The sequence below is a fragment of the Desulfonauticus submarinus genome (assembly GCF_900104045.1).
Lineage (GTDB): Bacteria > Desulfobacterota > Desulfovibrionia > Desulfovibrionales > Desulfonatronovibrionaceae > Desulfonauticus > Desulfonauticus submarinus.
This window is the reverse complement of record NZ_FNIN01000018.1, coordinates 1-24,476: the sequence shown is the minus strand read 5'-3', so window position 1 is coordinate 24,476 and position 24,476 is coordinate 1. Positions and strand designations below refer to the sequence as shown.

The 24,476-nt window shown below is 35.4% G+C and carries 22 protein-coding genes; 17 read left to right on the top strand and 5 right to left on the bottom strand.

What is annotated here, in order from left to right:
- Both BLP60_RS10200 and xerC read left to right on the top strand, forming a co-directional pair.
- On the top strand, positions 1 to 927 hold the full coding sequence (locus tag BLP60_RS10200) for a GGDEF domain-containing response regulator (RefSeq protein ID WP_092066646.1): 927 nt from the start codon (positions 1 to 3) through the stop codon (positions 925 to 927).
- The gene (gene xerC / locus BLP60_RS10195; RefSeq protein ID WP_092066644.1) at positions 896 to 1,816 is read left to right on the top strand and encodes a tyrosine recombinase XerC; all 921 of its coding nucleotides are present in this window, start codon (positions 896 to 898) and stop codon (positions 1,814 to 1,816) included. Before BLP60_RS10200 ends, xerC begins: the two co-directional genes overlap by 32 nt.
- Here xerC and BLP60_RS10190 read toward each other — a convergent pair whose 3' ends face one another.
- The 5 genes from BLP60_RS10190 to BLP60_RS10170 form a co-directional block, all read right to left on the bottom strand.
- The gene (locus tag BLP60_RS10190; protein WP_092066642.1) at positions 1,817 to 4,375 is read right to left on the bottom strand and encodes a cobyric acid synthase; all 2,559 of its coding nucleotides are present in this window, start codon (positions 4,373 to 4,375) and stop codon (positions 1,817 to 1,819) included. It abuts the gene before it with no gap.
- Positions 4,376 to 4,498: 123 nt separating this feature from the next.
- On the bottom strand, positions 4,499 to 6,130 hold the full coding sequence (gene groL / locus BLP60_RS10185) for a chaperonin GroEL (RefSeq protein WP_092066640.1): 1,632 nt from the start codon (positions 6,128 to 6,130) through the stop codon (positions 4,499 to 4,501).
- Between the two features lie 28 nt (positions 6,131 to 6,158).
- Positions 6,159 to 6,446: a co-chaperone GroES gene (gene groES / locus BLP60_RS10180; protein WP_092066638.1), complete on the bottom strand. Its 288-nt coding sequence runs from the start codon at positions 6,444 to 6,446 to the stop codon at positions 6,159 to 6,161.
- A 320-nt stretch (positions 6,447 to 6,766) separates the two neighbouring features.
- A complete protein-coding gene (locus BLP60_RS10175) occupies positions 6,767 to 8,911 on the bottom strand; it encodes a methyl-accepting chemotaxis protein (RefSeq protein ID WP_092066636.1) in 2,145 nt (714 codons plus the stop codon).
- 114 nt (positions 8,912 to 9,025) lie between these two features.
- Positions 9,026 to 11,107 (bottom strand): molybdopterin-dependent oxidoreductase, encoded by a 2,082-nt coding sequence (locus BLP60_RS10170; RefSeq protein WP_159427732.1) that lies wholly within the window; start codon positions 11,105 to 11,107, stop codon positions 9,026 to 9,028.
- Positions 11,108 to 11,309: 202 nt separating this feature from the next.
- Here BLP60_RS10170 and BLP60_RS10165 point away from each other — a divergent pair, with 202 nt between their 5' ends.
- The 15 genes from BLP60_RS10165 to BLP60_RS10095 are packed head-to-tail and all read left to right on the top strand — an operon-like array spanning position 11,310 to position 24,408.
- A complete protein-coding gene (locus tag BLP60_RS10165; protein ID WP_092066632.1) occupies positions 11,310 to 11,690 on the top strand; it encodes an NADH-quinone oxidoreductase subunit A in 381 nt (126 codons plus the stop codon).
- A 17-nt stretch (positions 11,691 to 11,707) separates the two neighbouring features.
- Positions 11,708 to 12,199, top strand: a complete 492-nt coding sequence (locus BLP60_RS10160; protein ID WP_289626256.1) for an NADH-quinone oxidoreductase subunit B — start codon at positions 11,708 to 11,710, stop codon at positions 12,197 to 12,199.
- Positions 12,192 to 12,731, top strand: coding sequence for an NADH-quinone oxidoreductase subunit C (locus tag BLP60_RS10155; RefSeq protein ID WP_092066628.1), 540 nt, complete (start codon positions 12,192 to 12,194; stop codon positions 12,729 to 12,731). The genes BLP60_RS10160 and BLP60_RS10155 overlap by 8 nt, the downstream gene beginning before the upstream one ends.
- 5 nt (positions 12,732 to 12,736) lie before the next feature.
- Positions 12,737 to 13,903: an NADH-quinone oxidoreductase subunit D gene (locus tag BLP60_RS10150; protein ID WP_092066676.1), complete on the top strand. Its 1,167-nt coding sequence runs from the start codon at positions 12,737 to 12,739 to the stop codon at positions 13,901 to 13,903.
- The gene (nuoH, locus tag BLP60_RS10145) at positions 13,900 to 14,877 is read left to right on the top strand and encodes an NADH-quinone oxidoreductase subunit NuoH (RefSeq protein ID WP_092066626.1); all 978 of its coding nucleotides are present in this window, start codon (positions 13,900 to 13,902) and stop codon (positions 14,875 to 14,877) included. The genes BLP60_RS10150 and nuoH overlap by 4 nt, the downstream gene beginning before the upstream one ends.
- Positions 14,877 to 15,437: a 4Fe-4S binding protein gene (locus BLP60_RS10140; RefSeq protein ID WP_092066624.1), complete on the top strand. Its 561-nt coding sequence runs from the start codon at positions 14,877 to 14,879 to the stop codon at positions 15,435 to 15,437. Before nuoH ends, BLP60_RS10140 begins: the two co-directional genes overlap by 1 nt.
- A 1-nt stretch (position 15,438) precedes the next feature.
- Positions 15,439 to 15,951, top strand: a complete 513-nt coding sequence (locus BLP60_RS10135) for an NADH-quinone oxidoreductase subunit J family protein (RefSeq protein WP_092066622.1) — start codon at positions 15,439 to 15,441, stop codon at positions 15,949 to 15,951.
- A gap of 2 nt (positions 15,952 to 15,953) precedes the next feature.
- Positions 15,954 to 16,262 carry an NADH-quinone oxidoreductase subunit NuoK gene (nuoK, locus tag BLP60_RS10130; RefSeq protein ID WP_092066620.1) on the top strand — a complete coding sequence of 103 codons (309 nt, stop codon included), beginning with the start codon at positions 15,954 to 15,956 and terminating at the stop codon, positions 16,260 to 16,262.
- Position 16,263: 1 nt separating this feature from the next.
- Positions 16,264 to 17,757: a monovalent cation/H+ antiporter subunit D family protein gene (locus BLP60_RS10125; RefSeq protein WP_092066618.1), complete on the top strand. Its 1,494-nt coding sequence runs from the start codon at positions 16,264 to 16,266 to the stop codon at positions 17,755 to 17,757.
- Positions 17,745 to 18,002: a hypothetical protein gene (locus BLP60_RS10120; RefSeq protein WP_092066616.1), complete on the top strand. Its 258-nt coding sequence runs from the start codon at positions 17,745 to 17,747 to the stop codon at positions 18,000 to 18,002. The genes BLP60_RS10125 and BLP60_RS10120 overlap by 13 nt, the downstream gene beginning before the upstream one ends.
- Complete coding sequence (locus tag BLP60_RS10115) at positions 17,989 to 19,758, top strand: Na(+)/H(+) antiporter subunit D (protein WP_092066614.1); 1,770 nt, start codon at positions 17,989 to 17,991, stop codon at positions 19,756 to 19,758. The genes BLP60_RS10120 and BLP60_RS10115 overlap by 14 nt, the downstream gene beginning before the upstream one ends.
- Positions 19,759 to 19,770: 12 nt before the next feature.
- Entirely contained in the window at positions 19,771 to 21,303 is a 1,533-nt protein-coding gene (locus BLP60_RS10110) for a complex I subunit 4 family protein (protein WP_092066612.1), read from the top strand.
- On the top strand, positions 21,296 to 22,702 hold the full coding sequence (locus tag BLP60_RS10105; RefSeq protein ID WP_092066610.1) for an NADH-quinone oxidoreductase subunit N: 1,407 nt from the start codon (positions 21,296 to 21,298) through the stop codon (positions 22,700 to 22,702). Before BLP60_RS10110 ends, BLP60_RS10105 begins: the two co-directional genes overlap by 8 nt.
- A gap of 16 nt (positions 22,703 to 22,718) precedes the next feature.
- Positions 22,719 to 23,225: a 4Fe-4S dicluster domain-containing protein gene (locus BLP60_RS10100; RefSeq protein WP_092066608.1), complete on the top strand. Its 507-nt coding sequence runs from the start codon at positions 22,719 to 22,721 to the stop codon at positions 23,223 to 23,225.
- Positions 23,226 to 23,250: 25 nt separating this feature from the next.
- On the top strand, positions 23,251 to 24,408 hold the full coding sequence (locus tag BLP60_RS10095) for a sulfite exporter TauE/SafE family protein (protein WP_092066606.1): 1,158 nt from the start codon (positions 23,251 to 23,253) through the stop codon (positions 24,406 to 24,408).
- Positions 24,409 to 24,476: the final 68 nt, after the last annotated feature.

Below are 24,476 nucleotides of genomic sequence, written 5' to 3'. Positions count from 1 at the left end.
ATGCAAAAAAAAGACTTTTTTCTTATTTCTAATTCCAATGACTTGTTCCAAGAATTAAAAAAAATCTTGCCTGAAGCTAATTGGTCTATCTTTGAACGAGGAACAGGAGCAATAGAATATCTTTTTAATAGTCCCCCAGGGCTACTTCTAATTGATAGTGCAATAAAGGATATTAGTGCATTTGAACTTGTAGGTCTATTTAAAAGTGAAAATGTATATAGACAAGTTCCTGTAGTGTTGATTCTAAACCAAAATGAATTAAAATCCATAAATTTCTGTCATCTAGAAGCTGATGACTTTATTCTAAAACCAATTAATCCTACAATTGTGGAACCTCGTTTACATCTAGTACTCAGTAGAGCAGCCAGGGCATTAGATGCCAATCCCCTCACTAAACTTCCAGGAAATACGTCTATTATTCAAAAAATTCAAAGCCTTATAGATCAAAAAAAAGAATTTGCCCTTGCCTATGTTGATTTAGATTATTTTAAATCTTTTAACGATAAATATGGCTTTTCTAGAGGCGATGAAGTACTTATGATGACAGCCAGAATTATTGTAAACACCATTAGGGCTTTTGGCGGACAAAATAGTTTTGTCGGACATGTAGGAGGAGACGATTTTGTCTTTATTGTATCTCCTCAAAAAGTTGAGCAAGCCTGTAAAATGATAATAAGCAGTTTTGATAGCATTGTGCCCAATTTTTATGATCCTAAAGATAGAGAAAATGGCTATATTCGCTCTACAGATAGACAAGGTAATATCAGAGAATTTCCATTTATGGCTATTTCTATTGCCGTAGTTTTCAATTATGGGCAATTAAAACACTATGGAGAAGCTGCCCAAATTGCTATGAATCTTAAAAAAATTGCCAAAGAAAACCCCAAAAGTTGCTATGTCTTGGACAGAAGAAAACCTACCAATTAACTTACAAATCTTTTTAGCTTATTTAGATGTAGAAAAAGGATATTCTAAAGCCACCATAAGTGCTTATGGTAGGGATTTAATAGATTTTGAATCATATTTGCAATCAGTTGCTAAAACCCTCGATTCTCCTCAACATATTGAAAAAAATGATATTTTATCCTATCTAAGTTCCTTATATGCAAAAAATTTACAAAAAAGTTCTATGGCTCGCAAACTTTCTTCTTTGCGAACATTTTTTAATTTTCTTTTAAAAAGAAAAAAAATATCTAAAAATCCAATTTTAGGAATTAAAAACCCTAAACAAGATAAGAAAATACCCCGTGTCTTAAATATAGATCAAATATTAACCTTATTAGAAACTGATCTAGAACCAACACCTAAAAACCTTAGAAATTTGGCTTTAGCAGAGTTGATCTATGGTTCTGGCCTAAGGATTAGTGAAGCCATAGGGTTGAACCTAGGAGATATTGATCTTGGACAAAATATAGTCATAGTTTTAGGCAAAGGTCAAAAACAACGAATGGTACCCATTAGTTCCAAAGCCAATAAACGGCTTTTAAACTATCTTGACCAAAGACAAGCATTTAATCCAAAACCCACTGAAGAGGCTTTTTTCTTAGGCATGCGAGGGAAAAGACTTAATCGACGAGAAGCAAATCGAATTTTACTTAAACTTGCCCAACAGGCAAAACTAGATTTAAATATTAGCCCTCATACTTTACGACACTCATTTGCCACCCATTTGCTGCAAGCAGGAGCTGATCTTAGAACAGTCCAAGAGTTATTAGGACATTCTAGAATCTCAACAACTCAGCGTTATACTCACCTTAATTTAGATAATATTATGAAAATCTATGACACAGCCCATCCTTTGGCCAAAAAAAAATAACTAGCCTATTATTTTATCTAATAAATCAAGTTCTATATTTTCTTCAACCAAATCAGCTAGTTTATCTATTTCTTGCGAAATAGTATAAGTGGGCCTTTGCTCTAAAATAGATAAACCTTTTCGAGACCTCAAATTGTTTAACCATGCATGTCTAAAATCATCATTATCAAAAATTCCATGTAAATATGTTCCCCAAATCTTTTCATTTTTTGTTTTATAACCCAAAGATTTTTTCTTTTCATTATACCCAAAAACCAGAAGGTCACTTAAAGGTTTGGTTTCACCATGATGAATCTCGTAGCCGCTAACATCAAATGTTTTTTCTTGAAAAAAAATTTTCCCCTTAGTTTGAAATAAAGATTTTTTGGATTTAAACTCTGTTTTAACAGGTAATAATCCTAACCCGCTAATTTCTCCTTTACCTTCCCAGCCACTATCGTCTTGAATTACACTTCCTAACATCTGATATCCACCACAAATGCCTACTATCTCTAACTTATCTTTATTCTCCAAAAGCCAAGTAGCTATTCCCGAAGAATGCAAAAATTTTAAATCAAAAAATACATTTTTAGTTCCTGGAATAATAACCACATCAAAATTATCTAAAAGATCTTCTTTGCTTCTAATGATACAACAATCTACATCTATTTCCATTTTTAAGGCATCAAAATCAGTAAAATTAGAAATATGAGGAAGATCTATAATACCTATCTTTACCCTATCCTTAGCCTGAGAAAAAAACTTTGTTTTTTGTTTAAAACTAACAGAATCCTCTTCTGGAAGATTAAAAGAAACATAAGGAATTATACCCAATACGGGTTTGCCAGTAAGTTGATAAATAAAATCTAGGCCAGAATTTAAAAGTCTTTTTCTCCCCCGAAACTTATTTATAATAAAACCTAAGATAAGATTTTGTTCTTCCTTAGTTAAAAGAGAAAAAGTTCCCCAAAAAGAAGCAAATATACCTCCTAAATTTATGTCCCCAACCAACAAAACCTTAGCTTTTGCCCACAGAGCAAAATTCATATTTACAATATCATGGGTTTTCAAATTTATTTCCACAGGACTACCAGCCCCCTCTACTAAAATAACATCATACTCTAAACTCAACTCTCTAAAACATTCTTTTACAACCTCAAATGCTTTGGGCTTATAGGCAATATATTCTTCCACACTCATATTGGAAACAGGCTGTCCTCTTACTATCACCTGCGCCCCTATCTCTGAACTTGGCTTTAAAAGAATAGGATTCATTCTAATATCTGGTTCTAAAAAACACGCTTGCGCCTGCAAAGCCTGTGCTCGTCCTATTTCTAAACCATCTTTAGTCACAAAAGAGTTTAAAGCCATGTTTTGAGCTTTAAATGGAGCCACCTTAACACCTTTTCTAGCCAAAATACGACCCAAAGCAGCTACTAAAAAAGATTTACCTACATTCGAAGCCGTTCCCTGTACCATTAAAACCTTAGGACTCTTATTTTTTTTATTCTTTCTTCTACCCCTAACAACTTGTTTTTGACCAAAAAACTCTCTTACAACCTGAAACAAATGCTCCTGCTCATAAAAAGGTCTTACAGCAATACGTAAAAAATTATCTCCTAAGCCCTCAAAAGAATCACACTCCCTGAGAATAACTCTATGCTCAAAGCAAAATTTAGCTAATTGTTTAGCTTTATCATGTTGGATTAAAATAAAATTAGAACAACTGGGATAAACTTTTGCCCCCATTTCTTGAAAAAAAGAAATCAATTCTTGGCGCAATTGCTTAACCCTTTGTCTGGTATGATCAACAAAAAAATCATCAGAAAAATATGCTTTGGAAATCTCCACACCACAAGTACCTACAGACCAAGGCGGTAACATCTTTTGGGCTGATTCAATAATTTGAGAAGAACTTACAACAAAGCCTATTCTAACTCCTGGCAATCCCAATATTTTAGTCAAGGAAAAAACATAAACGATATTAGGCAAAATATTGAGTTTAAATTGAAATTGTGGATCTAAAAAATCCCAAAAAGCTAAATCTAAAACAAAAATACTCTCAGGATATTTATTAGCTAAATTTTTAATTACTCCAAAATCGAGCAAAGAATTTGTTGGGTTATTAGGATGGGCCAAAATAACCAAAGATGGATACTCCAAACATTTCTCCAAGTCATCAAATGGATATAAAAAATTATTTTCAGACTCTAAATGTACCTTTATTTTGCGCTTTTTTTCACAAAATATACTAATATATTCTCCAAAACAAGGAGGGAACGTTATTATTTGTTTTACTTTTTTTAAAAAAGGTAACAACGGAAAAAGAGCTGAAGAACCGTTAAGAGGCCAAATTTGGCTAATTTTTACACCATAATAAAAAGCCGCTTTCTCTCTAAGCTCCCAATATTCTATATCAGGATAATGAGTAGCTTTAGATAAAAAAGTCTTCCCAATTTCTTCTATCCAATTAGGCGGACCAATGGGGTTTAAACTTGCTGAAAAATCAAAAATTTCTTCTGGTTTGCACTTTAATTCTCTAGCAATACGCCAAACATTTCCACCATGCACAATACTCATCAAAATCAACCTTTTTATCTATATTAATTATAATCAATGTTAAGCCATAGAAACGCAAGAAGCAATAAAAAAGGCCACCCATAGGTGGCCTTTTTAAAGCATAACTTAACTGGAAGATTAATATTAATACATTCCACCCATTCCACCACCAGGCATAGGAGGAGTGTCTTTCTTTTCTTCTGGTTTTTCTGCAATTGCAGCCTCTGTAGTAAGAAGCAAAGAAGCTACAGAAGCAGCATTTTGCAAGGCAATTCTAGTTACCTTTTTAGGATCAATTACACCAGATTTATAAAGGTCTTCATACTCTCCAGTGGCAGCGTTAAAACCTTCACCATCTTTCATAGATTTTACCTTCTCAATTACTACAGCTCCTTCAAAACCAGCATTTTTACAGATCTGAATAAGAGGAGCTTGAGCAGCTTTTCGAACAACTTCTATACCTGCAGCCTCATCATCATCTGCAGGTTTAATATCATCTAAAACAGACAAGCAGCGAATTAAAGCTACTCCACCACCAGGAACAATGCCTTCTTCTACTGCGGCTCTAGTAGCATTTAAAGCATCTTCCACTCTTGCCTTTTTCTCTTTCATCTCAGTTTCAGTAGCAGCTCCAACATGGATGACAGCTACCCCACCAACAATCTTAGCTAAACGTTCTTGTAATTTTTCTCTATCATAGTCAGAGGTGCTTTCTTCAATTTCTGCACGAATTTGTTTAATACGTGCCTTAATATCTTCTGGCTTTCCAGCACCATCTACAATTGTAGTATTTTCTTTATCTATAATTACTCTTTTTGCCTTACCTAAATCATTAATAGTAGCACTTTCTAATTTTACACCCAACTCTTCAGAAATAACCTGACCACCAGTTAAGATGGCAATATCTTGTAACATAGCTTTTCGACGCTCACCAAAGCCAGGAGCCTTTACAGCTGCAACTTGTAAAGTACCTCTAAGTTTATTCACTACCAAAGTAGCCAAAGCTTCACCTTCTACATCCTCAGCAATGATGAGTAAAGGCTTGCTCATTTTAGCTACCTGTTCTAACACAGGCAACAAGTCTTTCATAGAAGAAATCTTTTTATCGTGAATCAAAATAAGAGCATCTTCTAATTCACAAACCATTTTCTCAGGATCAGTGACAAAATAAGGAGAAAGATATCCACGATCAAACTGCATACCTTCTACTACATCTAAAGTAGTCTCTAAACCTTTAGCTTCCTCTACAGTAATTACACCTTCTTTTCCTACCTTGCTCATTGCTTCAGCAATAATATTTCCAATGGTAGGATCGTTGTTAGCAGAAATTGTACCAACTTGAGCAATTTCTTTTTGATCTCTAGTGGGTTTAGCAACCCTTTCTAATTCTTTAACCAAAGCTTCTACAGCTTTATCAATACCTCGCTTAATAGCCATAGGATTACGACCAGCAGCTACTAACTTTAAACCTTCTGTAAAAATGGCTTGGGCTAAAACAGTAGCAGTAGTTGTACCATCACCAGCAATATCACTGGTCTTGCTGGCAACCTCTTTTACCATCTGTGCGCCCATGTTCTCAAACTTATCTTCTAACTCAATCTCTTTAGCTACTGTAACACCATCTTTAGTAATGGTTGGAGAACCAAAAGATTTCTCAATTACTACATTTCTCCCCTTAGGACCAAGGGTTACTTTTACAGCCTCAGCCAAAATATCTACACCGCTTTTTAATTTGGCTCTAGCGTCTACATCAAATTTTATAACTTTAGCACCCATTTCCTTCCTCCTTAACTTAAAATTTTAATTACTCAATAATAGCTAAAATATCATCTTCTCTCATAACCAAGTGCTCAACACCTTCAATCTTTACTTCTGTGCCAGCATATTTGTTAAAGAGAATCTTGTCTCCTACTTTTACAGTCATAGGAATTGTTTTGCCATCATCAGAGACCTTTCCAGGCCCTACAGCTACTACCTCGCCTTTAATAGGCTTTTCCTTAGCAGTGTCAGGAATAATAATTCCACCTTTTGTAACTTCTTCCTCTTCTAAACGCTTTACCAATACTCTGTCATGTAAAGGTTTCAGATTCATACCAATCCCTCCTTCAAGGTTTTTCTTGTCAAAACTGTATTTTTTACACTAATACTTGAGACGGTGGCTCATATAAGCACGCTATTAGCACTCGTCAAGAGTGAGTGCTAAAAATTTTTTAAAAAAATATAATTTTAAATAAAATCAATATGTTACATAAAAGATATAAACTAATTCCCCAATTTTGCTCTCTATTTCATTTTAAAAATAAAAGAATAAACATTAACCTAATACTCTTATTTACCAAACAAATATCAAAGGCGCCCAAAAGGGCGCCTTTATTGACAAGTACATTTTTTAAAAAAGGGAATAAAATCAAATTAAGACTTTAATTCTTCAATAATATGTTTTAGATTTTCTACTTGCTCTGCCAATCTGGTCACAGATTTTTCTGCTTCTTGCATTATCTGTTCTGTTTGCTCAGCAATTTTATTAATTTCTTCAATTTGAGCGTTAATTTCTTCACTAGCTGCAGATTGTTCCTCTGAAGCAGTTGCAATTGCAGTAACACTATCAGCAGCTCTTTCTGCATATTGAACAATTTCCTCAAGCGCTTGACCTGAGTGAGTAATTAATTCTTCTGTTTTAGCAATTATTTGGACTACTTGATCTACATGTTGAATATTATTTTTTGTCCCTATTTGAATTTCTTCAATAGCTTCTCCAACTTCTTTTGTTGCCTGCATTGTTTTTTCTGCTAGTTTTCTAACCTCATCAGCTACTACAGCAAAACCTCTTCCTGCATCTCCTGCCCTTGCTGCCTCAATAGCTGCATTTAAGGCCAATAAATTCGTTTGATCTGCAATATCCTCGATCACTGTAATAATTTTTCCAATATCCTGAGCCTGAGCTCCTAACTTATCCATAGCATTTTTCATTGTATCTGATTTTTCTTTAACTTCTCCCATAATCTCATTTGCTCTACTAACCAAATCATATCCAGCATTCGCCTTTTCCTTTGTTTCCTCAGAAATTTTAGCTGACTCAGAAGCATTTCTAGCTACCTCTAATACTGTCGCATTCATCTCTCCCATAGCAGTTGCTGTTTCCTGTATTCTTTGTCTCTGAAAACTAGCACCAGAAGAAGTTTTGTTTATTTTCTCTAATAAATTCGTACTGTGTTTTTCTAAAACTTTACTTACTTCTTCTACTCTTTTTGCAGCTTCCAGCTTTCCTGCTAAAGTAGCTTCTGCAGCCTTTTTATGTGCTTCTTCTGCTTCAGCCAATGCCTTCTTAGCTTTTTTAGTAGCCTCCTCTGCTAAAAGACTCTTTTCTTGAGCTTCTTTAATTTTATTTTTCAAATTTACCACCATTTCTTGTAAAGCAGTAGCAAGTTCTCCTAACTCATCATCACTTTTAAAACGTAAAGAAGCTTTTAAATCTCCTTTAGCAACCTTTACTGCAAAATCTCTCAAAATATCTATAGGAACTAACACAAATCTTCTAACAACTCCTACTCCAATTAAAAGAAAAATCACTAATATTAGGCTGACTCCTCCTAATAAAATATGTTTCAAATTATTCACTAAAGCTACTTGCCTGCTATCATCAAAAGCATAGGCCAAAACTCCAACCACTTTATTACTAAAATCTCTAATGGGAAAAGCTACAACACCAAAATTATTTTTCTCTTTTACTACTAAGCCATCTAACCCTTTCTCTAACAATTGAATATCAAAAAGCATATTTAACTTTTCATTAGGTGCATAGACTTGTACAAATTTATCCCCTAAAATAGGAAATTTTGTCTTATCTTGTAATTTTGTAGCTATTGGTAGATAACTACTATCCATATACACAGCCAAATATTCTTCTTTGGATTTGCTAGCCGCCTTTAAAATAGAATTAAAATCAACCAAAACTTCTACTGAACCTAAAAGCCTATCTCCTTCTTTTATAGGTAAAACTCCTCTTAAAGAAAATCCACCTCTACCAATTTCTATACCCAACACTTTGTTACCTGTCCTAGCAACAGTTAAAACAGTTTTCCTAAAGCTAGAAATATCATCAGAAATATCTACCCACACACCTCGCCTTTTGGCATTTTTTTCTCTCCACAACCGCACAAAACTTCTACCATTAGGAAGATGAAAATGTATTCTAAGCTTTTGGCCTAAAACCTGATGATAGCCCTCTAAAAAAGTCATCAGTGCATTTCTAAGCTGCTTGCGTGCCTCTTCAACAGTGGGATCATCTTCTACATCAATATTACCACTCAAAGCCATTTTATATGCCTCTTTTACCTGTGGCAACGCCACAAATAAAGAAGATAACTTCATTGCCTCTTGAGTTGCCAAGTCAAAATATGAACTTATTTCTCTTGATTTTGCCTGCCCTACCTGCCAAATGAAATAATTAGTTAATTTACCAAGTTTTAAGCTAAAAAAGAAATAAATAGCTCCCAACAAAACCACACAAACAATTGTTAAAGGCAAAAATATTTTAGACTTAAGTTTTAATTTCATACCCTACTCCTAACTTATCATACTTTTTTTAAGCAATAAGCCTAAAAATGTAAAAGGGGAAGCGAAAAATCCGCCTCCCCTTTTTAAAATAATTTTTTTATATCCTCAACTAGTTTAAATCTTTTTAATTTTGACAAAATGCTCTTGTAAAGCCACAGCTCCCCCTGCTTTATCCCACACATCTAGGCCGCCTATCATTAACTTATGGTCAGCCACTCCTCTATTTCTTGCCTTTGTCTCTGGGGGTGTTGCGGAATCAAATCCATGCACCATAAATACTGCCTCAGGATGTATAAAAGGAGTAACAAAAGCTCTCATTTTGCCTTTATAGCCATTATTAGCATCTACCTCTACTATATCTCCATCTTCTATCCCCATACTTTTTGCTACATCTCTATTTATCCATAACACATTTTCTGGCATTTGTTCTACGAGTAAAGCATTATTTATAGTATGTCCTTGGGTATGAATAGCACACCTTCCCACAGTAAGCCTAAAAGACCCTTCTTCAGGATGAGGTTTTGGTTCATAAGGTTTTAAAGAAGGTACTCCTGCCTCTTCCCATTTTGGTGCAATTATTTCAATCTTACCCGATTGTGTTTTAAATTTTAAATTCTCTCTATCTATATAAAGCGGAGTATCTGTTAACATCACCATGCCATTTTTATTAAAATCTTCTATCTTCACTCCTGTACCATTTAACTGAAAGTTCCAAATATCTTCAATAGAATCAAAACTTAACTTCTCAATACCCATGGCTTTAGCCAGGCCACAAATAATTTCCCAATCTGCTTTTGTATCAAACCTAGGTTCAACACATCTCTGACGCACAATAAAATGAGGTTTTGGGCCTTTTTTAGTTGCAATAATACTTTCTCGTTCTAAATAAGGAGATAAAGGCAAAACCACATCTGCATACCATGCAGTCTCTGACCACGAAAAGGTCACAGACACAAGAAAATCTAATTTATCTAAAATCTTTTTCAGTTGATTAGGGTCAGGAAACGCCATCAAAGGATCATGCCTATAACATATATAAGCTTTTAGTGGGTAGGGATCTTCTGTTTCAATTGCTTTAAAAGCCAAATGCAACAAACCTGGGCCAGCATCAAAATACTTATACTTCCAACCAACTCCATCAGCTCGCTTTTCCTCTGGTTTTGGGAATTGAGCAGCTAAAGAGTTTAGGCCTTGTTTCCCACAGTCCTTTGGAGTCATTGCCCAAGCTAAACCACCTTTAGCTCCAATAGAACCCAATAAGGCATTAATAATATAAATAGTCCTCGAAACATAAAAAGAATCCGTATAGCGAGCATTATTCCAACCAGGATGCCAAATCACAGAAGGACTAGCTGCGGCTAGTTCTTGAACAAAATTTCTTAAAGCTTTGGCTGGTATACCTGTTTCTTCCTCTGCCCATTCAGGAGTATAAGGCTCTACAAAACTTCGTAATTCTGACAATCCTTCAAAATATTTATTGACATAGTGAGAATCATAAAGTTTCTTCCTCAAAATTTCATTAATCACAGCTAAGTTAAAGGCATAATCTGTACCTGGACGAATCATAAAAAAAGTATCTGCTTTGCCTGCAGTAATAGTAGCCCTAACATCTATTACTGTAAGTTTACATCCCTTTTCTAGGGCATCCATCATCCCTACACACTCACTAACATTAATAGCCTCGAATAAATTCCTTGTCTGTAAAACAACATGCTTAGCATTTTTAAAATCATAGACAACACCTTTTCTACCAAAACCAAACAAGGATAAAGCAGCATGCTGAACATTTCTCGCACAACTAGCATCATGGTTACAATAATTTGGAGAGCCAATAGCCCTAACAAAAGCTTTATGAAGGTCTGCAAAAGGACCTCCCCTATCCGACCAAAGCACAGACTTTGTGCCATATTTATCAATTACCTCTTTCAACCTTTCTGCTACATAAGCAAAGGCCTCCTCCCAGGAAACCTTTCTCCACTTACCCTCTCCTCTTGCTCCTTCACGAATCAAAGGATATTGAGGCCTTTCAGCATCTTCAATCAAGGCTGTGCCTGCTGCTCCACGGGCACATAACCCTCCTCTTACTCCACTCTGTCTGTTTCCTTGAATAAATTTTATTTCACCATCTTCTACATCTACCTCAATAGGACATCTTGAGGTGCACATTCCACAAATAGAATATTTTTTTTCTTTCATAATTTTACCCCCATTTTATTAGCGAAATGGTTTTTTAGGTTATGGTGTTAACTAATGAGAAAAAAAAGGCAAGAAAAATTTTTTTTGTGAATAAAATAACTTACAAAAAACTTTCTTGACAATTTTTCTTCTTTTGTGTTTAGCCTGGTTAAACTTTGAAAAACTTTTTGAATAACTTTATTTATTTTATGAGGTAAGCTGAATGAATTTTTTATGGATACACGTAGCTATTATTCTATTTTTGGTTGCGGGTTTAATTTTTGCAGGTGTTCCTCTTTTAGCTTCTCTGCTTCTTGCTCCAAAATCAAAAGAAAAAAATCTTCTTCTTCCTTATGAATGTGGAATGTGTCCCTATGGTTCCCCATGGATACGATTTGGAATAAATTACTATTTTTACGCCCTTTTATTCTTAGCCTTTGATGTAGACGTGTTATATCTTTTCCCAGTAGCTAGTTGCTATTTTTCAAGTAAAGGCTTCTTACCTTTTATAGAAATATTTATCTTTGTTTCCATATTATTTGCAGCTCTTATCTTTTTCTTTAAAAAAGGAGTGTTCTCGTGGCCCAAGAGAATAAAAATTTAAAATTTCATTTACCTGAAATAGAAACACCTATTATCAACCTCCAATTAACTAAAAAATACCTAGATATTTGTAGGTCTATGTCTTTGTGGCCTATGACATTTGGATTAGCCTGTTGTGCTATTGAAATGATGGCTGTAGGTATGGCTAGATTTGATATAGCAAGATTTGGAGCTGAAGTATTTCGTCCTTCGCCTCGGCAATCAGACCTTATGATTGTAGCAGGCACTGTAAGTAAAAAAATAGCACCTATGGTAGTAAGACTTTACGAACAAATGCCTGCTCCCAAGTGGGTTATTGCTATGGGAAATTGTGCGATTTCAGGTGGCCCTTTTTATTTTAAAGGACAGTATGGAATAGTGGAGGGAGTAGATAAACTAATCCCTGTTGATGTATATGTCCCTGGATGCCCGCCTAGGCCAGAAGGTTTATTAGAAGGATTATTTAAACTTCAAGAGAAAATTACAGGGAAACGGTGGTGGCCTAAACCCAAAGGAGAGTTTCATGAATAACAAGACATCTCTCTTCCCGCCTTTTATAGAAGATGCTTGCTGTTTTTCTTCCTGTTCTCATGAACAAACAGGTTATGAACGGCATTTTTTCATTACTCCAAAAACCCTTTTAAAAAGTGTCCAAAAATTGGATTCTTTAGGATATTATTTAGAAGACATTGTTGCCTCTCAAGTAAAAGAAGGATTTCTATTAGTTTATCATTTTAATCATTGGGAAACTCCTGGCAGGCTTGTCCTCCGAGTGCTTTTAACAGAAGGAAAGAAAGAGGTGGAATCTATTTCATCAGTATATCCAGGTGCCTTATGGCATGAAAGAGAATGTTATGATTTTTTTGGGATTATATTCAAAAATCATCCCAATTTAATACCTCTTCTTTTAGACCCAGAAAACCCAATAGATCCTCCTCTTTTAAAACCAGAAAATAAGAAAAAAGATTTATACCAATTATTACCTGCATGCGAACAGGTATTACAACATCCGCGGGACGAAGAACTTTCTAACTACCTTATTGAGTGTTCTAAAAAAGGGTAATGGCTATGTTAAATCCAAATTTAGATGCATGTGAATTATGTGGTGACTTTTATACTAGACATTTTCATCCCACTCCATCTGAAGATACTCTTATCCTAAACATGGGCCCCCAACATCCTTCCACCCATGGTGTGCTGCGTATCATTTTAGAAATAGATGGAGAATATATTGTAAAAGCCGAACCTGTCTTAGGTTATATTCACCGTATGCACGAAAAAATGGCAGAAGTAAAAAGATATGAGCAGTATTTACCTAATTTAGGGCGAATAGATTATTTACATGCTTTAGCTTGGAATTGGGCATATGTAGGTGCAGTAGAAAGACTTCTCGGACTGGAAGTACCAAAACGAGCAGAATATATTCGAGTAATAACGTGTGAATTAAATAGAATAAATTCACACCTCCTGTGGTGGGGCGCATATCTTTTAGACCTAGGAGCATTTACTCCTATTATGTACGCATTTGAAGATAGAGAAATTGTAATGGATATTCTCCAGCGAATAACTGGCTCTAGATTAACATATTGTTACTATCGATTTGGGGGAGTTAGTCAAGACATAGATGACACTTTTATCGCTCAAACAACAGAATTCTGCAAATATTTAAGAGAACGGCTAAAAATGTATAAGGCTCTTGTTACAGATAATATTATTTTAAGAAAACGGGTAGAAGGAATAGGCATCATAGAAAAAGAGACTCTTCGTAAATATGGAGCAACAGGGCCTGTATTAAGAGGCTCTGATGTCAAATATGATATTCGAAGAGCAGAGCCATATTCCATATATCCTGAGTTAGAATTTGAAATCCCTACTACACAAACTAAAGATGCTCTGGGAAGATATTTAGTCCGTATGCAAGAAATGGAGCAAAGCTTAAATATTATTGAGCAAGCTCTTAAACAATTACCATCTGGAAAATATATTCACCCCAAGGCTCCAAAGCGCCCTAAACCTCCTCGAGGAGAAGTTTATTTTGCTGTAGAGGGGGCTAGGGGAGAAATAGGAGTCCATTTAGTAAGTGATGGAACTGCTTTTCCCTATAGATTGAAACTCCGCTCCCCTAGTTTTTCTAATTTAAGTCTTTTTTCTGAAGTAGCAAAAGGGACATTATTGGCAGATGCAGTATCTATTTTAGGTAGTTTAGACTTAGTAATTCCGGAGATCGACAGATGATAAATATATCCCAAATACCCTTACCTTTTATTCAAATAGTAATTGGACTGATAGGAATATTAGCCTTTGTTGGTCTAAATGGGTTAGTATGTGTTTATCTTGAAAGAAAAATAGCTGGCCATATTCAAAGACGACCAGGTCCTTTTGAAGTTGGCCCCCATGGAATTCTACAGCCCCTGGCAGATGCAGTTAAACTAGTTGCAAAGCAAATGATCACTCCTAAAGGAGCAGATCCTATTCTTTATTGGGCCGCCCCCCTCATCTCCTTTGCTCCAGCAATTGTATGTTTTCTGCCTTTACCTTTTGGCCCAACTCTACAAAATATTTCTATAAATATCGGTTTGATTTTAGTTCTAGCCTTTAGTGGCCTAAATGTTTTAGCTTTGTGCTTGGCTGGTTGGAGTTCACAAAATAAATGGTCTTTATTGGGTGCAGCACGAAATATTGCTCAATCTGTAGCCTATGAAATCCCCCTTTTGCTTTCTCTTTTGCCTGTTGTTTTATTAACCGGAAGCCTAAATTTAGTAGATATCACTAACTATCAAGGAGCGTGGCCTTGGCAATGGTTGGTTGTAAAACAACCACTAGCCTTTATTATCTTTTTTATCTGTGTATTTGCAGAAACGAATAGAGCTCCCTTTGATTTACCTGAGGCAGAAAGTGAACTTACCGCAGGGTTTCACACAGAATATTCGGGAATGGGTTTTGGCCTATTCTTTTTAGCAGAATATTCTTATATGGTAGTAGGATGTGCTCTTGCTTCTATTTTATTTCTAGGAGGATACCAGGGACCTGTTGCCCCAGGTTGGTGGTGGTTTTTACTAAAAGTATATGGACTTCTGTTATTAATGATTTGGGTAAGGTGGACTTATCCCAGAGTAAGATTTGATCAATTACTAAACTTAACTTGGAAGTGGTTTATTCCTCTTACGTTAATTAATATTTTAATAACAGCGTTGGTGGTGAAACTGTGATGACTATAGGGACTAAATTAAAAGAAGCATTTGATGGTCTTGTAAGCCTTATTGTAGGGCTAAAAATTACAGGGGAAAATTTCTTAAAACCTAACGTCACTATTCATTATCCTCGAGAAGTAGTTACCCCAACAGGCTTGGAAGGATATCGAGGACATATAGAGTTAGTGCCTAAAGAGAACAACCCCTTTGTACCCAAATGTATTGCGTGTGGTTTATGTGAAAATATTTGTCCATCTGGTTGTATAAAAATAAAAATTGTAAAAGAGCCTATAGAAACAAAAACAGTTCATACCCCTCATCCAGATATTCAAGATACTCCTCTAGATATTAAACATAAAGTAGCTCCACCACCTAAAATGAGAAAAAAATTATTTTCCTTTGAGTTAGACTATAATTATTGCAGTTTATGTGGATTATGTGTTCAAAATTGCCCAGCAGGTTCGCTTAAATTTTCAAAAGATATTTATTTGGCAGGATACAGTAGAAAAGAATTTGAATTTGACCTTCTGGCAAGATTACAAAATCAAGCCAGACAAAAACAAAACATCGAGGATTAAGATGGAAAAAATAGGAGCAATAGTCTTAGGCATCCATATAGCAATGATTATCTTTGGTGGCCTGGTTACTATTTTTACTAAAAACATTATCCGAGCCCTAACAGGCCTTATCTTAACTTTATTTGGAGTTGCTGGGCTTTATTTTTTAATGGCTGCTCCTTTTATTGGAATCATGCAAATCTTAATTTATGTAGGAGCAATTAGTATCTTAATCTTCTTTGCCATTGCTTTTACCAAAGCCTCGTCTCAAGGAGATGAAGCAAAACCTCGGAAGAAAAGTCAGTACTTTTTAATCTGTACCTTACCTTTCATTTTAGTTAGTGTACTTGGTTATTTTTTGCTAAATGAACTACGATCCTCTCAAACGCCAAAAGTTTCCTCTATCCAGGACCTGGGAACTTTTTTTCTTGGCCCATATATGTTACCTTTTGAGTTAATCTCTGTAGTATTATTAGTGGCAATGGCAGGAGCTGTTGTTTTAGGATTTGAGAAAAAAATAAGTCGAGAGGAATAAAAATGAATTTCTTAACTATCTACCACTTAGTTGCTCTCTTTTTAATGGTTGTAGGGATAGTGGGCATTATTTGGCGAAGAACCTTGGTAGGAATACTAATCTGTATAGAATTGCTTTTAAATGGAGCAGGTCTTGCCATAATGGCTTCAACCAAGCTGACTGAAACTGCGGATTTTCTTGGACAAGCAGGAACACTAATTGTGATGGGACTTGCTGCTGCTGAAGCAACAGTCCTACTAGCACTTATTTTAGTTGTATTTAGACGCTTTGGTCAAATAGAAGCAGATAAAATAAACTCCTTGAGAGGTTAATATGACAACTATTTATTCTGCACTACTACTTATACCCTTGGGCATTACAATGATTGCCCCTCTCTTTGTATGGATTTTTAGAAAAAATGTTAATTTACGAGAAAGCATTTCTTTTGTTGCGGCTTTATTAACTTTTCTAAGCTTAATTCCTATTGGATTAGGAGTTTTAAAAGGCAATATCTATACTTATACTCTATTTGAAATTCTTCCAGGCATAAATGTTAAATTTTGTGCAGATGGACTTAGTCTAATCTTTGCTATCATCTCTTCCTTTTTATGGTTTTTTGCTACAAGTTATAATATTGGATATATGCGTTCTCTAAATGAACACGCTCAGACCAGATACTATATTTGCTTTGCCATTGCGATTTTTGGGGCTCAAGGTGTAGCTCTAAGTGGTAATGTCTTTACCCTTTACCTCTTTTATGAAGTCATAACTATTTTTACCTATCCTTTAGTAGCCCACCATCAAGACGAAGAAGCATATACAGGGGCTAAAAAATATATCGTTTATTTAATGGGCACATCAAAACTCTTTTTACTTCCTGCAATGATTTTAACCTATGTTCTTGCAGGTACGTTAGACTTTAGATTAGGAGATATTGCCAAAGGAATTTTCCCGCCTGGGACAAACCCTATATGGATTACTATTACCTACTTTTTATATATCTTTGGATTAGCCAAAGCTGCTATTATGCCCCTACATAACTGGCTTCCTTCGGCAATGGTTGCTCCTACTCCTGTATCTGCACTACTCCACGCTGTAGCAGTAGTTAAAGCTGGAGTATTCTCTATTAGTAGAATTATTCTTTCTGTATTTGGCCTTCAAGCAATGAATCATTTTAACTTAGGCATTCCTACAGCCTATTTAGCCGCCTTTACTATTGTAACAGCTTCTTTAATCGCTCTAACTAAAGACGACTTAAAGGCTAGATTGGCGTACTCTACAGTAAGTCAACTTTCTTATATTGTATTAGGAGTAGCTATGCTCTCTCCTTTTGCAGTAACAGGAGGATTAGCCCACATTGCCCACCATGCCTTTAGTAAAATTACCCTCTTTTTTGCAGCAGGTGCCATTTATGTGGCAACTCATCTAAAGAAAATCAGCCTCATGAATGGATTAGGCAAAAAAATGCCTCTCACATATACTGCCTTTGCTCTAGCTTCTCTAAGTATGATTGGAGTTCCTCCTGTGTGTGGGTTTGTGAGTAAATGGTACTTAGTCAACGGTGCGGTAGATATTAATAGAGTTATCCTTCTAATCGCTCTGCTTGCCAGCACTGTCTTAAATGCAGCGTATTTTGGTCCTATTGTATATAAAGGCTTTTTTGGAAAACCTCATCCAGATATAAATTTGGATGAATATAAGGAAGCTCCTCTTACCATGGTAGTTCCATTAACTATCACAGCCCTTATCTCGGTATTATTAGGATTATACCCTGACCCATTTTTAAATTTTATAAAAACCCTTGGAGGTGTTAAATGGCCATTTTAAGAGAATGGTTGACCAAGGCACAACAAAAGAAAATGTGGTGGAAGAAGTTCTTTTTTACCTGTCTAGCTATTTTAGTGATAATAAACATTTTTCTAAAACCTCACCATCCCCACTTTAAAGCTGAATTAATACCAGGGTTCTGGGCTATTTTTGGATTTGGCTGTACTATAATCTTAGTAAAAATAGCTAAAGGATGCGCACATACTTTTTTAGGAAAAGACGAGGATTTTTATGAACGCAACTAATTTTATTCATCCAGCTTTTATTTTTATCATCTTTGCAGGTATTTTAACAATCTGGAAACATAGGAGTTTTAAATATCTTCTTCCTCTTCCAGGAATAATTGCTATTTTTTGCGTACTTTTAATGAAACCTGGAATATATAATGAAATTAGCTATTTAGGTTTCAAACTAACTCTTGGCCGAGTAGATACCTTAAGCATAGTTTTTGCTCACGTCTTTGCCATCCAATCCATTATCGGCTTTATTTATGCTTTTCATGTTAAAGAAAGGGCCCAACATATAGCCGCAGCATTATATGTAGCAGGCGCCTTTGGCTCTACTTTTGCTGGGGATTATTTTACACTTTTTATCTTTTGGGAACTTATGGCGGTAGCCTCAACTTTTTTGGTATGGCTAAATCAAAACAATCCTAAAGCGACAAACGCAGGTTTTAGATACTTTATATTTCATACTCTGGGAGGACTCTTTCTGTTAGGTGGATTGCTTTTACGCTATAAAGTTGTGGGTAATTTTGATTTTGTTCCAATTTCCCCAAGTAGCGCTACTATATATGATTATCTTATATTAATTGGCTTTGCAGTAAACGCTGCTGTTGTGCCTTTACATGCCTGGCTCCCAGACGCATATCCAGAGGCAACAATTACAGGAGCAGTGTTTATGAGTGCCTTTACTACTAAAACTGCAGTGTACGTCCTTGCCAGAGGCTTTGCAGGGTTTGAAATATTGGCAATTGCTGGGACAATAATGGCTATCTATGGCGTATTTTATGCTACCATTGAGAATAATGCCAGAAGAATACTAGCCTATCATATTGTATCGCAGGTAGGCTATATGGTGGCAGGTATTGGAATAGGTACAAGTATGACTTTAAATGGTGCATGTGCCCATGCTTATGCTCATATCCTATATAAAGGACTGCTTTTCATGGGAGCAGGATCATTACTATATGCTACAGGTACAGCCAAGCTTTCCGAACTAGGCGGCCTTGCCACAAAATTACCCTGGGTCTTTGTATTTTACATGGTAGGAGCTGTTTCTATTTCTGGATTTCCTCTATTCTCAGGTTTTGTAAGTAAAACTATGGTAATCTCTGGAGCAGCTGAAGCTCACAGAACTATTTTAGCCCTCGGATTAGAATTAGCTGCAGTAGGAACATTCCTCTCTGTAGGAATAAAATTACCCTACTTTGCCTTTTATGGAGAAAAAAAATATTCAGGCAGCATTAAACCGCTTCCCAAAAACATGTACGTAGCTATGTTTATAGCTAGTTTCTTGTGCTTCTTCATCGGTGTTTATCCAAACTTCCTTTATCATCTATTACCATTTGAAGTAGAATATACTCCTTATACTCCTTGGCACTTAGAACAAACACTTTTATTACTCTCTTTTACAGGACTAGGATTTTATGTTCTTCGTAAAAAACTTACTCCCGAGCCTAAACTTAACTTAGACTTTGATTATTTTTATCGACTTATTGGAAGAAGTTTCCTTAAACTCTGTAAAAATCCTATTGAAAAAATAGATAATTGGTGGTCTGAAATATACAAAAAAATAGGTTTACGCGGTCTTATGGGGTTAGCGAGAGGATCTGCTCTATTTGATTGGGAAGAAATAGACAGAGTCATAGATGGTTTTGCCTATAACTTTATCCGATGTGGCAATAATATATCAAAAATACAAAAAGGTGATGTTAGAATATATCTAGGTATTAGTGTATTAATTGCCTTTGCTATTTTTAGCTTAATCTATCTTTTTTAAGTGGAGTAATCTATGGTTACAACTTGGCCTGTTTTAACAACATTAATCTTTTTCCCATTATTGGGTGTAGTTTTCATTTTAGGAATAAACAAAGAGAAATCAGTACGTATTTCTACTCTCATTATAAGCTTTATAGAAATCGTTCTGGCAATACCACTACTAAAATTTAAACTAAATTCTTCTGTATTCCAATTTGTAGAGCTAAAACCTTGGATAGAACAATTTAATATCAATTATCATCTTGGAATAGATGGTATCAGCTATCTAATGGTCTTATTAACAATATTCTTATTGCCTTTATGCGTCTTATGTTCATGGACTTACATAACTAAAAGAGTAAAAGAATTTCATATTTGTCTTTTATTAATGACTTCTGCGTGTATAGGAGTTTTTGTAGCCCTAGATTTTGTATTGTTTTATATTTTCTGGGAAGCAATGCTAATCCCTATGTTTTTATTAATTGCTATATGGGGTGGTCCAAGAAAGAAATATGCCTCTATTAAATTTTTTATTTATACTTTAGCTGGAAGTACTCTTTTATTAGTGGCCATTATCGGGTTTTACTTGGTAGGCAAAACATTTTCTATCCCAGAATTATTGCAACATAACTTTTCTTTTAATTTTCAGTTTTGGGCCTTTTTAGCAATGGCTTTGGCTTTTGCCATTAAAGTGCCAATGTTTCCCTTCCATACTTGGCTTCCTGCTGCCCACGTAGAAGCTCCTACTGCTGGTTCTGTGCTATTAGCTTCTGTGCTATTAAAAATGGGCACTTATGGATTTATCCGATTTTGTCTAGGATTAACTCCAGCAGCGAGCATCCATTTTGCTCCTTTAATGATTGCCCTTTCCATTGCCTCAATCTTATATGGAGGATTAGTAGCTTTAGGGCAAACAGATATGAAAAAATTAATTGCCTATTCTTCTGTTGCTCATATGGGCTTTGTAACTTTAGGTATTTTTATGTTTAATCTTAGAGGAATAGAAGGTGCGCTTATGCAGATGCTCAATCATGGTATAACCACAGGCGCATTATTTATGTTAGTAGGAGCAATTTATGAAAGAAGCCACAGCAGGGAAATAAGCGAGAATTTAGGTCTGGGTAAATACCTTCCTTCTTATATGTTCTTTTTTGGCCTATTTTCCCTCTCCTCTTTAGCCTTTCCAGGAACTAACAGCTTTGTAGGAGAAGCATTAGTTTTAATTGGTGCATTTACCAAAAACAAAATAATAGGTTTAGTAGCCATTCCAGGAGCGCTTTTAGCAGCCGCCTATATGCTAAGACTTCTTCAAAAATTAGCATGGGGAAGCCCAAGCAAAGCACAAAACTTTAAAGACTTAAATAAAAGAGAATGGGCTTATCTATTACCATTAGCTATATTGGTTTTTTATCTTGGATTTGCCCCCAAGTTAGCTTTAAAAACCATGGATAAATCTATTCAAAAAACTTTAATCAAAGTACAAAAAGTTCAAATTGCTGTTCAGGATAAGGGAAAAAATCAATTTGAACTAACTTTAAACGAGGCAAAGGAGAAGAGTCTTGACTAATTTACACCTTTTTCTTCCAGAGCTTTATTTAATTGCTATAATTATTATCCTTTTTTTACAAAGCATTTCTAAAAAAAACTTTAGCCTTAAATGGTTACCATATGCTTGCTTTTTAGGGATATTTATAAGTATATATTCCCTACAATTTAAAGGAATATTATTTTTTAATACCTATAAAATCGATGCCTTAAGTCAATTTTTTAAATTCCTTACCTACCTGGGCTTAAGTATATGTGTTTTAAATGCATTTAAGAATCCTGCTCTTACCTCTTCTGTCAAAAAAGCTGATTATTTTCTTTTTATGGCTTTCAGTTCCCTGGGCATTCTTTTTTTAAGTAGTGCAATAGAAATTTTTACTATTTATATTGCGTTAGAACTAACTTCGTATAGTTTATATATCCTGGTACCTCTAAAAAATAGAGAGCCCAAAGCAGTAGAAAGTGCCATTAAATATATGCTCTACGGAGCAGTAGCAACTGCTCTTGGTTTATACGGAGCTTCTTATATTTTAGTCCAAAAGCACACTACTTTTCTAACAACTTTAGCAACACAATCTTGGACTTGGGATTCTTCTGCTTTAGCAATTGTTGGCTTTGGTCTCTTTTTACTAAGCTTTTTATATAAACTTTCTCTATTCCCTTTTCACTTTTGGAGCCCAGACCTCTACGAGGGCACAAGTAATGAGACTGCTACTTTTGCTGCTACTATGCCTAAAATAGGAGCTATTATAATACTTATTAGATTAATCAGTTTTATGCCAAGCATAGAACTAAAAACAACTCTGGCCATTTTTGCAGCTTTTTCTATGACCTATGGTAACTTAGTAGCTCTGGTCCAAAAAGATATTAAAAGACTACTTGGCTATTCTACAATTTCTCATGCAGGATATATGATCCTAGGATTAGTTGCAGGAACACCTAAAGGTCTTAGTGCTGTGGCATTTTATGCGTTAGCCTATATTTTAATGAATCTTGCTATTTTCTGGGTTATTACCAACCTAAGTCAACAAGGTGAAAACATAACCATAGACAACCTAAAAGGCCTCTATAAGCGCGAACCATTTCTAGCCTTTGTATTAGCTGCTGCAGCCTTTGGATTAGCTGGAATTCCTCCAACTATTGGTTTTATTGGGAAATTCCTTCTTCTTTCTTCTGCTTGGGGATATGGATTTAATTGGCTAGTTATTATCGGAGCAATTAATACCGCCATTGCTATATTTTATTATCTAAATTTAGTTCGATTTGCTTACACTAAAGAAACCAATAACCCATCTCTTGACATTTCATTCAATTGTCGCTTAGTGGCTCTGGCCTTAAGTATAAGTATTGTCCTTATTGGTATAATTCCGCAAAATATATTGCATTTTTTAATAAACTCTGTTAACCAATTAATTCCATAAAGGTGAGGTAAGTTTTATGAGTAATTATTTCATTCACTTAAATCAAAAACGATGTATAAGTTGTAAGGCGTGTGAAGTACACTGTAAAGCCAAAAACAAAGTTCCACCTGGAGCAAAGTTAGGTCAACTTGTGAGCATAGGACCTATAGAGAAACAAGGTAAACCAGCCTATCCAACAATCTTTTTACCTTGTTTTCATTGTGAAAATCCATGGTGTGTAGCAGCCTGTCCTACCGGGGCAATGAGACGAAGAGAAGATGGAATTGTTTATGTAGAAAAAAGTTTATGCGTAGGCTGTAAAGCGTGTATTTTGGCCTGTCCTTGGAAAGTTCCTCAATGGGATGAGCTAAATGGTCAAGTTATAAAGTGTGATTTATGCCAAGATCGCATTGATGAGGGATTAGATCCTGCTTGTGTAAGTGCCTGTACTACGAGAGCTCTAACTTTTGTCCGTCCTAATCAGGCTTCTAGATTTGCACGCCAAGATTTTGCTCAAAAGTTGCTTTTAAGTCAAAGTGGCTAAAACATTCTTAACATAAGGAGGGTATATGCTAAAGAAAAGATTGTGGTTATTTTCATTTCTTGTTTTAGGCTTATTGTTTTTAACTAGTCATCCTGCGTTAGCGGACAGGTTAGGTGAAGCGATAGCGCAGGCTCCTAAGGGAGAGGGAGCGGGGATGATTAATGAAGGGGCAGCAAAGGGTTATTTAGGGATACCAGGAGCTCCTCAGATTAATTTAATAGTTGGTTTTTTTTGGGCCATATGGGTAGGTTGGATATTTTCTACAGTAGGAGCATTTGGTGGGATAATGGCAGGAGTTGGTCATATTACGGTGTATGGTTTAGGCAACTATGCCTCTACCTTTAAGAAGACATCTCCAGTATTAAATAAGGTATTAACGGACTCAATTAGGGTATCTAACCAATGGTTGGTAGGTACGAGTGCAGCAATATCATCATTTAATTATTGGAAGATGGGCAGACTTGTATTGCCGTTGGGATTAGCGTTAGCCATTGGATCTATTAGTGGTAGTTATTTGGTACCAGTAATTACAGCTGGTAAGATTTCTTTAAAGCAATATATTGGATATTTTGGATTATTTGTGTTGTTTTTGGGGTGTTATTTATTTTACGAGACCACTCCAGCAGGTCAGGCTAAGAAGAAGAAGGCCAAAGAGGCAGCCAAAGCATTTCAGGAGAGTGTGAAGAAGCAAAAAGAAGGTGCTCAGATAGATGAGAGTGAGTTAGGAGTAAAGGTAAGGTCATTTAGTTTAACCAGAGTAGTATTTACATTTTATGGAGTAGAATTTTCTTTTAATCCATTGATTCCAGTAGTTGGTGGATTTTTTATTGCTGCAATAGCTTCCTTTTTGGGAGTAGGTGGTGGATTTTTATTAGTACCATTTTTGACTAGTGTTGCAGGTTTGCCCATGTATTTGGTTGCAGGAACTTCAGCATTAGCAGTATTGATAGGTATGATTACAAGTATATTTTCTTATATGTTTGTTAAAGGTACTCCTGTATTTTGGCCTTTAATAGGAGTGGAATTGTTAGGAATAATAGTAGGATCAGTGATTGGTCCAAGGACTTCCAAATATATTCCAGACATTTGGTTGAAGAGATTGTTTGTAGTGTTGGCTTTTTATGTAGGTATTCGCTACACAACCAAAGGATTCTTAGGATATAGCATACTGCCTCCCTTCTAAAAACCTCTACTTATCCACTTCTTTTACCTTTACACAGCGAGAGTTCTCTCTCGCTGTGTTTTTTCTTC